We start from the raw sequence: 11,204 nt of genomic DNA on the forward strand, positions 1-11,204 counted from the left end.
GCACTGAGGGTAGGGTGATGATGGCATTGATGTATCAATGCTTCACCGTATTCCACACAACCACACCACACAGCATCGGATCATTTCAATGGAGAACACCGTACTGGATACCCGGGCGGAGCATCTAACTCTGCTCGAGGAAAATATCCGTGAGGCAATGCGCCACCGCAGCCTGGACCCGCACGAGGACCAGCGCGCCGTTCGCGGGCTCATTGACGAGCACCTGAACGATTACGAACAGCGCCGCACCCGCATCTCCCTGCCCGATTTGGGCGACCGCGAATCCGTGATTCAGCGCCTGCACGATGAAATCTGCGGCTTCGGCGTGATCCAGCCGTTCCTCGATGATGAGAGCGTTGAAGAAATCTGGATCAACTCGCCCGACGAAATCTTTATCGCCCGCAACGGCGAAAGCGAATTGACCGGCCTGCACCTGAGCGCCGAGGCGATCAATAGCCTGCTGGAGCGCATGCTCAAGCCTTCGGGTCGCCGTGTGGATCTTTCCTCCCCGTTTGTTGATGCATCCCTGCCGGATGGATCCCGCTTGCACGCGGTGATTCCGGATATTACCCGCAGGCACACGAGCATCAACATCCGTAAGTTCGTGGTGCGTGCCCGCCGCCTGCCCGATCTGGTGCGCATGAACTCGCTGAGTGCTGGCGCGGCGTCCCTGCTGCATGCGGCAGTGGAGAGCGGCATGAACATCCTCGTTTCGGGCGCAACCCAGGCGGGTAAGACCACGATGCTGAACTGCCTGTCGGCATCCATTCCTCCGCGTGAGCGCGTGATTACGTGCGAAGAAATTTTTGAGCTCGCGGTTCCGCTCCGCGATGTGGTGGGTCTGCAGTGCCGCCAGCCGAACCTTGAGGGCACCGGCGCGATTGAGTTGCGCCGCCTGGTCAAGGAGGCTCTGCGTATGCGCCCGGACCGCATCCTCATTGGTGAGGTGCGCGAGGCGGAATCCCTGGACATGCTCATTGCGCTCAACGCGGGTCTGCCTGGCATGTGCACGATTCACGCGAACTCGGCACGTGACGCGGTGACCAAGATTTGTACCCTGCCGCTGCTGGCAGGCGAGAATATCTCCTCGGCGTTCGTGGTGCCGACCGTGGCGTCCTGCTTTGACATTGTGGTGCATTGCGGCCGCGATTCGCGCGGTCAGCGCCAGGTCGAAGAGATCAGCATGCTGGGCGGCCGCGTTGAGGACGGCGTGATTGAGATGTCCCCGCTGTTTGTGCGCCGTGACGGTCAGATGGTGTGCGTGGCGTTGGAGCTGCCGAACCCGGACCGTTGGATTCGTGCCGGTCACCGCCCCGAGCAGGTGCTGGCTGCGGCGAAGGCGGGTCAGTAATGCCCCTGTTTCTGAGCCTGATTTTGGGGTTGGGCGTCTGCCTGATTTACCTTTCCTGCTTTCCTGATAACGGCAAGCCGCCGAAGCCGAGTAATGACCCGGCGCTGGTTGTGGCGTTGCGTAAGGCGGGTATGCATTCGCTGACTCCTCGCACGTTCATGTGGGTGAGCGTTGCCAGCGGCGTGACTGCCTCGGTGTTGTTGCTGATGGTCACTCAGCTGCTACCGTTGGGTCTGCTGGGCCTGATTGGTGGTTTTGTGGCGCCTCGTGTGGTCGTGAATCATCGTGCTCGCGCGGCGGATGCCCGTATTTGGCAGCTGTGGCCGGATGCTGTGGACCACCTGCGTTCTGCGATTCGCGCGGGTCTGTCCCTGCCGGAGGCGCTGATTCAGCTCTCGTACCGCGGCCCGGAAGAGCTGCGTGATGCCTTTGCCCATTTTTCGCGTGATTACCGTGCGTCGGGTGAGTTTGTGCCGTCGCTGAACCGTTTGAAGGAGTACCTTTCTGACCCTGTGGCGGACACCATCATTGAGGCTTTGAAGATTGCCCGCGAGGTGGGCGGTTCGGACCTGGGCAAGCTGCTGGGCACGCTCAGCGATTTTCTGCGCGATAATGCCCGCACCCGCTCGGAGCTTCTGGCCCGCCAATCCTGGACAGTGAATGCGGCTCGCCTCTCCTGCGTGGCGCCCTGGTTTGTGCTGTGTCTGATGGCGACTCAGCCTGCCGCGCGCATGGTTTATAACTCCTTTGCCGGTGCGATGCTGATGATTGCCGGTGCCGCTATTTCTTTGGCGGCGTACCGTCTGATGCTGCGTATTGGTGAGTTGCCGCGTGAACGGAGGGTTTTCGGGTGAACCTGCCTCTGATTTTTAGTCTGCTGCTGGCGGCCGGTGTGGGTCTGATTCTTTCCTCGGTGCTCAATACTCGCAGCATTTCGTTCTCGGATCGTGTGGCGTCGCAGCTGCGCGGTGAGACTCTGCGTGAGTCGTTGTTGAAGGAGCAGGAGCGTCGTGAGCCGAGCCTGCTGGAGGCGATTTCGGCGTTCTGCGCGCCGCTGCTTCGTTCGCTGTCTTCGTCGCTGAGCGGCTCGTCGTTGAGTGATAGTTCGGTGCAGGAGCGTCTGCGTCGTGCTGGCTCTTCGCAGAGTGTGAGCGCGTTTCGTGCTGAGCAGCTGCTGTGGGCTCTTGCCGGTGTGACCGTCATGAGTGCCCTGACCGTTATCGGTGTGGTGCAGGAGCGTTTCTCTATCCTGGTGGCTCTTGTGCTGGTGCTGGTGAGTGGTTTGAGCGGCTTTCTGGCGCGTGACTGGTGGCTGGGTGAGGCGGTGACTAAGCGTGAGAAGCAACTGGTTGCTGAGTTCCCGGCGCTGGCGGAGATGATGGCTCTGTCGGTAACGGCGGGCGAGTCGGCGCTGGCGGCTTTGGAGCGTATCTGTTTGACCTCTCGCGGCGAGTTGGCTCGTGAGTTTTCTGAGATTTTGGCGCAGACCCGCACCGGCGTTTCGCTGCTGAGTGCGTTGCAGGAGTTCGCGGAGCGTACTCGCGTTCCGGCGTTGAGCCGCTTCGTTGAGGGTATTGCTGTTGCGATTGAGCGCGGTACCCCTCTGGCTGATGTGTTGCGTGCGCAGGCTCAGGATGTGCGCGATAACGCTAAGCGTGAGCTGATGGAAACAGCCGGTAAGAAGGAGATCGCGATGCTCGCCCCGGTGGTGTTTTTCATCCTGCCGCTGACCGTAATTTTTGCGGTCTTCCCGGGCCTGTCGCTCATGCGTTTGAACTTTTAGATTTTGCGGCGGGTACACACCGTACCGGCTGCACCGCGGTGGGCTGGGCTGATTGCCCGGCGCGCCGCACCAACCACACACTACACCCTTTGATAGAAGGAGAAAATCATGTTCCGTCGTTTCCGCACCACCCTCACCGTGCTGATTGCCCTGGCTATCGCATCCGTGCTGGCTCTGCGCCTGAAGAACAAGCAGGATGACCCCGAGCGCGGCGACGTGCCCGGCTGGGTCATGATCACCATGATGAGCGCCGTGCTGGTTGCCGCTATCTTGGCGATTGCTCAGCCCGCTCTGACCAAGATGTTCAACGACGCAATTGCTCTGGTTCACCAGTAATGCGTAAGCCCCGCATCGCTTCTGAGCTGACTGCCGCTGAGCTATCCTCCGCGGAATATTCTGCGGAGGAGAGCGAGCGCGGTGACGCCAGCACGGAATTCGTCATGGTCGGTGCGCTGCTGGTGTTGCTGACCATGGCGATTCTGCAGGTTTCTTTCGCCCTGTATGCACGAACCATGTTGGTGGATGCTGCGGCGGCTGGGGCACGTTACGGTACGATGCGTGACCGCACTCCGCAGGAGGGCATGGAGCGTACCCGTCAGATGATTGAGGGGGTTCTTCCGTCTTCGTATGCTGAGAATATTTCGTACCGTCAGAGTAGTGATTCTACGGGCGTGCGCACTTTGGAGGTGACGGTGAAGTCTCCGTTACCGGTGCTGGGCCCGTGGGGTTTTCCGGATTCTATTGAGGTGAAGGGGCATGCGATTTATGCGGAGCATCGTTCCGGTGATTAGTGGCTTTTCGCTTCGGCAGCGGGTGAAGGAACGCCTGATGAGCCGCTCTGACCGGCCTCTTTCTAACCAGCACAATCCTGAAGAGGGTAGCGCCATTGTGGAGTTCCTGGGTTTGGGTATTACTCTGCTCATCCCGGTGCTCTACGGCATTCTGACGATTTTTAGCCTGCAGTCTTCGGTGATGGCGGCTCATGCGGCGAGCGCCCAGGTGGTGCTGTATGTGCAGGAGCAGCCGCAGGATTCGTCGGTGGGCCCGGATTTGGCTAAGCGTCTGGCGGTGCACGCCGCAGCGGATTACGGGGTTGACCCGTCCGATGTGAGCGTGTCGTTGAGCTGTTCGTCGGGGGAGTGCGTCTCGGGTACGAAGGCGTACGCCACGGTGACGGTTCAGGCGCGTCTGCCGCTGCTGCCTTCGTTTATGGGTGGCGGCGTGATTCCGGTGAGTTCTCATGCGACGAGTTGGGGGTCTGGTCATGCTGATTCCTAATGGTTCGTCGGCTCGCCTGCTTTCCTCTGTGTGGGAGCGATACGCTAACGCACACCGTCGGGCTCGTGCCCACATGCAGGCTCGTGCCCGTGCGCAGAGGCGGGCGCTCGCCTCAGGCCGCCTCGACTCTGACCCGCTCGCATCAGGCCGCCTCGCCTCAAACCCGGAAGAGGGCAGCATTGCCCCGCTGATTGTGGGCATGCTGGCGTTGCTGTTGCTCATCGGTTCGGTGACTGTGGCGATTACGGGCGCGTATCTGCAGACTCAGCATCTGCAGGATGTGGCGGACGCTCAGGCGAACTCGATTACCCGCACGATGCGCACTCCGGATGAGGCGAGTGGTTCGGCGGCGTGGGAGTATGCGAGTGCGTACTTGGCTGAGGTTCAGCCGGGGCAGGATTTTCAGGCGTTGCGTCTGGAGAATGTGTCCGTGGATTCTGATCAGAGCGTGCACGTGTACCTGTCGGCTCGTATTCGTCCGCCGCTGCTGTCGATTCTGGTGCCTGATGGTATTGAGGTGACCGCTCATGGTTCGTCGCGTTTGAAGACGAGCCAGGGCCCGTCCACCGATTAGTGCGTCCATCAACGGCGCACGGGCATAACGGCGCACGGGCGTATCGGCTCACTCTCTTATTGGTGCGTTGTGAGCCCCCATTAGACTGCGAGGGTGCATCCGCAAGGTAGTGTAACGGCTAGCGGATGTGCCCTCGTTTTATGCTTTCTTTACGTCTCCATTGGGTGGCTTCTGCCCTCTAACCACCCTGTCCTTCTGCGCTGTGGGCTGTTTTGGGCTGTAACGGCGGGACTTTCTGGCCGTTTCGCGATAGTGTTAAAGGCTATGGCATCCTTCGACTTTTCTGCTGAGATTAAAGAGCTTCGCGCGATTTTCGCCTCTATTGCTGCTGTGAGCGATATTGAGGGGATTGAGCGCGCCATTGAGGACCTGTCTGCGCAGGCTGCCGCACCCGATTTGTGGGATGACGTGGAGAACGCGCAGAAGGTGACGAGCGCACTGTCGTATAAGCAGTCGGAGCTGAATCGTCTGCGTTCGCTGTCTTCTCGCATTGATGATGTTGAGGTGATGGTGGAGCTTGCCGAGGCTGAGGACGAGGAAACTGCCGCCGAGCTGCTTGCTGACGCTGAGCGTGAGTGCGCTGAGATTCGCGCCAAGCTGGAGGAGCTTGAGGTGCTGGTGCTGCTGTCGGGTGAGTACGATCAGCGTGAGGCTGTGGTGACGATCCGTTCGGGCGCCGGTGGCGTGGATGCTGCCGATTTCGCGGAGATGCTGCTGCGCATGTACCTGCGTTGGGCGGAGAAGAACGGCTACCCGACGAAGGTTCTGGACACCTCCTACGCTGAGGAGGCGGGCTTGAAGTCGGTGACCTTTGAGGTTAACGCGCCGTACGCTTTTGGTCGCCTGTCGGTGGAGGCGGGTACTCACCGCCTGGTGCGTATTTCGCCGTTCGATAATCAGGGCCGCCGCCAGACCTCGTTTGCGGCGGTTGAGGTGATTCCTCTGATTGAGCAGACGGATGCTATTGAGATTCCCGAGTCTGAGATTAAGGTGGATGTGTTCCGCTCCTCGGGCCCGGGTGGTCAGTCGGTGAACACAACGGACTCGGCGGTGCGTATGACTCACTTGCCGACCGGTATTGTGGTGTCGATGCAGAATGAGAAGTCGCAGTTGCAGAACCGTGCGGCGGCTTTGCGCGTGCTGCAGTCTCGCCTGTTGCTGTTGCGTAAGGAGCAGGAGGACGCGAAGAAGAAGGAGCTTGCCGGCGACATTAAGGCAAGCTGGGGTGATCAGATGCGTTCCTATGTTCTGCATCCGTACCAGATGGTGAAGGATCTGCGTACCGGCTACGAGGAAGGTAATACCTCTAATGTTTTGGATGGCGGTTTGAACGCCTTTATTGATGCTGGTATTCGCTGGCGCGCTTCGGGGCGCGCGGCTGAAGAGAGCTAAGACGTGAAGGATTGAGTGATGGCTCAGAAAAAGAAGAAAGACGCGAAGAAGGACCCGAATAACGCGATTATTGCCCAGAATAAGAAGGCTCGCCACAATTACAACATTGTGGATACCTATGAGGCGGGCATTGTTCTGCTGGGTACTGAGGTGAAGTCTCTGCGTGATGGTGGGGCGTCCATTGTGGATGGTTTCTGCCAGGTGACCGATAACGAGATGTGGCTCGAGGGTATTCATATTGCGGAGTATGGTTACGGTACGTGGACGAACCATGCGGCTCGTCGTCGCCGTAAGCTGCTGCTGCATCGTTCTGAGATTAATAAGCTGGCGCAGAAGCTGAAGGAGACCGGTTACACGGTGGTTCCTCTGAAGCTGTACTTCTCGAATGGTCGCGCGAAGGTTGAGATTGCTTTGGCGACCGGTAAGCGTGAGTACGATAAGCGTCAGGCTTTGCGTGAGCGTCAGGATGACCTGGAGGCGCGCCGCGCGATGCGTTACCGTAACCTCGGTTAGGGCTGAGGCAACGGCTGGATGCGCGGCTGGTTCGGTGACTGCCGGTAGGGGCGGGGCGCGGTTCCTCGCGTATAATGGTTGAAAATTCGCGGTGTACCGCGAGCACCATACGTTTTTGAGGAGACACATGTCTGAGAACCCGAACTACCAGCAGAACCCGGGCGAGTTCATCCCCGCACCGCAGCAGGCACCCGCATACAACATGCAGGGCGGCTACCCCGGCTACCAGCCGACCCCGAGCTCGGCTCTGGCGATTGCTTCGCTGATTCTGGGTATTATTGGTCTGCTCACTGGCTTGATGGTTTTTGGTGCTGTTCTGGGCCTGGTCGGCGTGATTCTGGGTATTGTTGCCCTGGTGAAGGTGAAGAACGGTACCGCTTCCGGTAAGGGCATGGCGATTGGTGGTATTGTCACCGGCGCGCTGGGCATGATTGCTGCTGCTGCTATGATGGTGCTCGGCATTGTTCTCGCGAGCCAGTGCGTTGAGAACGCGGTGCAGGATTCGAACGGTAACTACGTGTGCACCATGGCCGGTCAGACCATGACCCTGACTCCCGAGGACTACGACGCTGCCCGCCGCTAAGCCGCGTTGAGCATATAGAGACGTGAAGGGACCGAATAGTGTTGAACTATTCGGTCCCTTGCTCTGTTTCTGCGCTGATTCTGCCCGATTGGTGGATTCTGGGGGATGATTCTGGAATCTTGGACTTCATAGATGACCCAAATGGCGGCTTATTTATATAATGGAACCGAACTCAGCGCGCAATGGTGCGTTGGGCGAGTATAAATTGTTCGCTGCAACTGTGAAGGAAAGAACGACGGATGTCTGAGAATAACTACGGAAACAACCAGGGGAACGCACAGAACCCCTACGCTGCTCAGCAGCCTAATTCTTCCGCCCAGAGCTCGTACGGTCAGGATTACGGCCAGGCTCCTTCGGCACAGAACACCTACGGCCAGGATTACGGTCAGAGCGCATCCGCTCAGAACACCTACGGCCAGGCACAGCAACAGAACGCTACTCCGCAGAACTCGGCCCAGCAGAACCAGTACGGTCAGTTCGGTGCGCAGTCTTCTTCGCAGAATGCTTACGGCCAGAACGCTGCTCAGGGTACCTCCGCCCAGGGCGCTGCGACTCAGAACACCTACGGTCAGGCTCAGCAGCAGTACGGCTATGGTCAGGACGCTTCCTACCAGGCGCAGCCCGCTCAGCAGAACCAGTACGGTTACGGCCAGGAGGCTTCCTACCAGGCGCAGCCCGCTGACTACAACTACCAGCAGAACTCTTACCAGCAGCAGCCCCAGCAGGATGCTTACGGTTACGGCCAGCCCGCGGGTTACCCGTATGCGGCTCCCGTGACGAAGAAGGCTCCCGGCATGGCGCTGGCTGCGATGATCCTCGGTATTGCGGCTGTGCTGACCGGTTTCCTCGTATTTGGTATTCTGCTGGGTATTGCCGCGATTATTCTGGGTGCGCTGTCCCTGAAGAAGACTAAGGAAGTTGGCGCGGGTAAGGCATTCGCGCTGACCGGTATTATCACCGGTGCGGTGTCTGTCCTGATTTCGATTTGCATGCTTTTCGTATACATTTCTTTCTTCCAGACCGCTGAGAAATGCCTTGAGGTTGGTACCGAGGACGGTCACGGTAACGTGGTCTGCCAGATTGGTGACAACCCGAACAACCGCATGACTGTTCCGGCTCACCGCTAAGGTTTGACCGCCTAATTTTGACTGCCTAATTTTGGCTACCCAGTGCGGTACGCGAACGGGGTGGGGCTCCCAGATGATCTGGGGAGCCTCACCCTGTTTTTTATGCGCTGTGTCAGGCTATGGTGTTGCTGCTGCGCTGATCTGTTCGCTTTATTCGCCTCTAGCGGAGGGTGTACCTGCGTGGGTGGGGGACTTGCACGCCGTTAAACATCTTAGATATACTGAATCTCTACCGTGTTTGAATGGCACCGCGGCATCAAGGTATGTCGAGGAAAACTTTCAGAAGACGGTGGGCTTTTTGATAAAAGCATAGGGGGATGATCGGTTTCGACGATGTGAGTTGAGATGGGTGAAGCGTGCCGAGGATGCAGGGTTATCTCGTTAACGCCCTCTGCAAAAAATTAAGTGCAGAATCTAAGCGCACTGACTTCGCACTCGCTGCCTAAGCGCGAGTTGCCGTCTGTCGGCCTGAGCATGCCTTTGGCTCAGTTACCGGCATCGACTTAAAAGGCCACTGCTGCTAGCCCTTGTTGCGGGGGTTAGCGGGACTTTTACGTGACTAGGTTCGTCGGTATATGTGTTTATGCAAGTACCGGAGCCGAAAAGTAGCGTTCGCATAAACTGCGCACGGAGAAGCCCCGTTGACGCCACATCGGACCGGGGTTCGATTCCCCGCATCTCCACGATCTCCCAACCGCCCGCTCACCTTCACGGGTGTGCGGCGGTGATAATCGGTTCCAATCCAGAGGAAGAACCGCGGTAGGTTTCTACCACCCGGCAGGACGCCCCACGGCGTCACCTGCCGGGTATTTTTATGCCCAATTGTCGGTCTGTTCTGGGGTGTACCGGCGTGCTCGTGGGTTGGGCGTCAAAAAGTTTGGGCTAACGTCAAAAAGTATGGGCTGGCGTCGAAAGGTTTAGACGGACAGCATCTTCATCCGCACCGACCCTGCCGGGACCATCAAACCCGACAAAGAAAAATCCACCGAGAAGATCGACGGCGTGGTGGCCACCATCATGGGCCTCGACCGCGCGATTAAATGCGGCAGCGGACCCGACACTGAGAGCGTGCATGACAGAAGAAGCATATTTTTCATGTAATGTAAATTTACGTGTTACATCTGGCGAGACTCTCTGATAGACTGCTGAGTAGTGATGTAAGATACATCACTATGTGACGTGGGAATGCAATCACAACCGCAATTTCTGCTTGGAATTGGGGGCTAGCTGCTTCCACGATTGCAAGAGCTTTAGGGCCAGCATTTGTTGGTGGTTTTGGAAAAGCCCTTGGAGGTCCGGCAGCAATTGCCGCTGCGCTAGCTGTTGCAGCAGTGTCCTGCACTCTCACTCTTTAACCTGGGAGAGGTCCAATGCGTACGAAGAATATATTTACACTAGGATTTTTTCTCACTATTGTTCCGGTGTTCTGGGTGATTATCTCATTTGCCAGAGACGGGGAGTTCTTTAATCCAGTATCAATTCTAAGTGCAATTTTAGGAGGTCTTTTGGTCACTTTTGCAGCCAGAAGGACGCTTGAGAGTGATTCAAAGTTCCCTAAGGGACCTCCTAAGGGACCTAGTAAGTAAAACATCGCTTAGAAGTTTCTAAGAGGAAGAACCGCGGTAGGTTTCTACCACCCGGCAGGACGCCCCACGGTGTCACCTGCCGGGTATTTTTATGCCCAATTTCGGTGTCACTCGGGGCGTGCCTGCGTGCTTGGAGGGTGCTCAGGTGACCGCATTGTAATGAGAACGTCATCAGAGAAGACGAAAACGCACCCTATGCCGTAGTATCGAAGGGTAGATATCGTTGTTCGGTGTCGGCTGTTCATTCAACCTCATCGGCAACGTACGAGAGCAACCCAAAAGTCGCTTATAGGCGCACCACCGCTACGATGCGGTAGCTACTATGACGACCACTCAAGGACACACCATGGAAAACCAGATTCCCGCCCCCTCCTTCCCGGAGCAGAACAACGCAAACTCCCCGCAGCCGGTACCTGCAGGCGTCGCACCCGGCGCTCCCCTCGGCGCAGCACCCGCACCCGCCCTGGGCGTGGCACCCGCTAATGTGCGCGACCGCGACGACAGCTACCAGCGCATCCCGGACATCTACCGGGTGCCGGCTGAGCACCGCCGCCCCTACGGCGAGACCACCGGCGACTTCCGCGGCCCCGGCTACTTCTACTCCATCGGCGCGTTCGGTGCCTCCCTGGGTGCCCTGGCGCTGACCCTCTACGCGTGGATTCAGGTCGCGGCACTCCACGCTGAGGCAAGGACCAGCTCCGGCGATTACAGCTCCTCTGCTTATAGCTCCAATCTGAGCCTGAGCCCCAACATCATGGTGATTGCTCTGCTGCTCGTGGGTCTGATCCCGGTAGGCGTGTCTATCTGGCTTGCCATCTACTCGGCAAAGGTGAACGCCGGTCACACCACCAAGTACACCTCGAAGATGACGACCTTCAACATTCTGGCGTACATCATCTCGGGTCTGAGCCTGCTGGGTCTGCTCGGAACCCTCACGATGCTGTCCTAAACAGGCAACGCTTGCTCTCATAGCGATAATAGCGAGGCGGCGGCTTTCCACTGACCGGAAAGCCGCCG

The 11,204-nt window shown here is 58.3% G+C and carries 12 protein-coding genes and 1 other RNA gene; all 13 read left to right on the forward strand.

Annotation, left to right across the window (positions count from 1 at the left end; genetic code table 11):
* Nucleotides 1-88 precede the first annotated feature (88 nt).
* The 13 genes from HMPREF2894_RS04235 to HMPREF2894_RS04295 all read left to right on the forward strand — a co-directional run bounded on the left by HMPREF2894_RS04235 (nucleotide 89) and on the right by HMPREF2894_RS04295 (nucleotide 11,136).
* Nucleotides 89-1,351, forward strand: a complete 1,263-nt coding sequence (locus HMPREF2894_RS04235) for a TadA family conjugal transfer-associated ATPase (protein WP_070642731.1) — start codon at nucleotides 89-91, stop codon at nucleotides 1,349-1,351.
* Nucleotides 1,351-2,205 carry a type II secretion system F family protein gene (locus HMPREF2894_RS04240; protein WP_044150297.1) on the forward strand — a complete coding sequence of 285 codons (855 nt, stop codon included), beginning with the start codon at nucleotides 1,351-1,353 and terminating at the stop codon, nucleotides 2,203-2,205. The genes HMPREF2894_RS04235 and HMPREF2894_RS04240 overlap by 1 nt, the downstream gene beginning before the upstream one ends.
* A complete protein-coding gene (locus tag HMPREF2894_RS04245; protein ID WP_070599444.1) occupies nucleotides 2,202-3,134 on the forward strand; it encodes a type II secretion system F family protein in 933 nt (310 codons plus the stop codon). Before HMPREF2894_RS04240 ends, HMPREF2894_RS04245 begins: the two co-directional genes overlap by 4 nt.
* Before the next feature lie 108 nt (nucleotides 3,135-3,242).
* Nucleotides 3,243-3,470 carry a hypothetical protein gene (locus HMPREF2894_RS04250; protein ID WP_005505403.1) on the forward strand — a complete coding sequence of 76 codons (228 nt, stop codon included), beginning with the start codon at nucleotides 3,243-3,245 and terminating at the stop codon, nucleotides 3,468-3,470.
* Nucleotides 3,470-3,925: a TadE family protein gene (locus tag HMPREF2894_RS04255; RefSeq protein WP_049349496.1), complete on the forward strand. Its 456-nt coding sequence runs from the start codon at nucleotides 3,470-3,472 to the stop codon at nucleotides 3,923-3,925. Before HMPREF2894_RS04250 ends, HMPREF2894_RS04255 begins: the two co-directional genes overlap by 1 nt.
* 37 nt (nucleotides 3,926-3,962) lie before the next feature.
* Nucleotides 3,963-4,412: a pilus assembly protein TadE gene (locus HMPREF2894_RS04260; protein ID WP_239663307.1), complete on the forward strand. Its 450-nt coding sequence runs from the start codon at nucleotides 3,963-3,965 to the stop codon at nucleotides 4,410-4,412.
* On the forward strand, nucleotides 4,375-4,986 hold the full coding sequence (locus HMPREF2894_RS08910) for a pilus assembly protein TadG-related protein (RefSeq protein WP_049358257.1): 612 nt from the start codon (nucleotides 4,375-4,377) through the stop codon (nucleotides 4,984-4,986). Before HMPREF2894_RS04260 ends, HMPREF2894_RS08910 begins: the two co-directional genes overlap by 38 nt.
* A gap of 264 nt (nucleotides 4,987-5,250) precedes the next feature.
* On the forward strand, nucleotides 5,251-6,378 hold the full coding sequence (gene prfB / locus HMPREF2894_RS04270) for a peptide chain release factor 2 (RefSeq protein ID WP_049345769.1): 1,128 nt from the start codon (nucleotides 5,251-5,253) through the stop codon (nucleotides 6,376-6,378).
* A gap of 18 nt (nucleotides 6,379-6,396) precedes the next feature.
* Nucleotides 6,397-6,891: an SsrA-binding protein SmpB gene (gene smpB / locus HMPREF2894_RS04275; protein WP_005505423.1), complete on the forward strand. Its 495-nt coding sequence runs from the start codon at nucleotides 6,397-6,399 to the stop codon at nucleotides 6,889-6,891.
* A 127-nt stretch (nucleotides 6,892-7,018) separates the two neighbouring features.
* A complete protein-coding gene (locus HMPREF2894_RS04280) occupies nucleotides 7,019-7,474 on the forward strand; it encodes a DUF4190 domain-containing protein (RefSeq protein ID WP_049349499.1) in 456 nt (151 codons plus the stop codon).
* A 239-nt stretch (nucleotides 7,475-7,713) separates the two neighbouring features.
* Complete coding sequence (locus HMPREF2894_RS04285; RefSeq protein WP_049345766.1) at nucleotides 7,714-8,601, forward strand: DUF4190 domain-containing protein; 888 nt, start codon at nucleotides 7,714-7,716, stop codon at nucleotides 8,599-8,601.
* A 313-nt stretch (nucleotides 8,602-8,914) separates the two neighbouring features.
* Nucleotides 8,915-9,287: a transfer-messenger RNA gene (gene ssrA, locus HMPREF2894_RS04290) on the forward strand.
* 1,246 nt (nucleotides 9,288-10,533) lie between these two features.
* Nucleotides 10,534-11,136: a hypothetical protein gene (locus HMPREF2894_RS04295; RefSeq protein ID WP_070677952.1), complete on the forward strand. Its 603-nt coding sequence runs from the start codon at nucleotides 10,534-10,536 to the stop codon at nucleotides 11,134-11,136.
* The last annotated feature ends 68 nt before the right edge of the window (nucleotides 11,137-11,204 follow it).

Origin of the sequence: Rothia sp. HMSC066G02, assembly GCF_001813145.1 — a bacterium.
Classification (GTDB): Bacteria; Actinomycetota; Actinomycetes; order Actinomycetales; family Micrococcaceae; genus Rothia.

Bases quoted from the DNA above. Each gene is read 5' to 3' on its own strand.
- prfB (WP_049345769.1), top strand. From the start codon at position 5,251: ATGGCATCCTTCGACTTTTCTGCTGAGATTAAAGAGCTTCGCGCGATT.
- HMPREF2894_RS04295 (WP_070677952.1), top strand. From the start codon at position 10,534: ATGGAAAACCAGATTCCCGCCCCCTCCTTCCCGGAGCAGAACAACGCA.
- HMPREF2894_RS08910 (WP_049358257.1), top strand. From the start codon at position 4,375: ATGCGACGAGTTGGGGGTCTGGTCATGCTGATTCCTAATGGTTCGTCG.
- HMPREF2894_RS04240 (WP_044150297.1), top strand. From the start codon at position 1,351: ATGCCCCTGTTTCTGAGCCTGATTTTGGGGTTGGGCGTCTGCCTGATT.
- HMPREF2894_RS04260 (WP_239663307.1), top strand. From the start codon at position 3,963: ATGAGCCGCTCTGACCGGCCTCTTTCTAACCAGCACAATCCTGAAGAG.
- HMPREF2894_RS04235 (WP_070642731.1), top strand. From the start codon at position 89: ATGGAGAACACCGTACTGGATACCCGGGCGGAGCATCTAACTCTGCTC.
- HMPREF2894_RS04255 (WP_049349496.1), top strand. From the start codon at position 3,470: ATGCGTAAGCCCCGCATCGCTTCTGAGCTGACTGCCGCTGAGCTATCC.
- smpB (WP_005505423.1), top strand. From the start codon at position 6,397: ATGGCTCAGAAAAAGAAGAAAGACGCGAAGAAGGACCCGAATAACGCG.
- HMPREF2894_RS04280 (WP_049349499.1), top strand. From the start codon at position 7,019: ATGTCTGAGAACCCGAACTACCAGCAGAACCCGGGCGAGTTCATCCCC.
- HMPREF2894_RS04285 (WP_049345766.1), top strand. From the start codon at position 7,714: ATGTCTGAGAATAACTACGGAAACAACCAGGGGAACGCACAGAACCCC.
- HMPREF2894_RS04250 (WP_005505403.1), top strand. From the start codon at position 3,243: ATGTTCCGTCGTTTCCGCACCACCCTCACCGTGCTGATTGCCCTGGCT.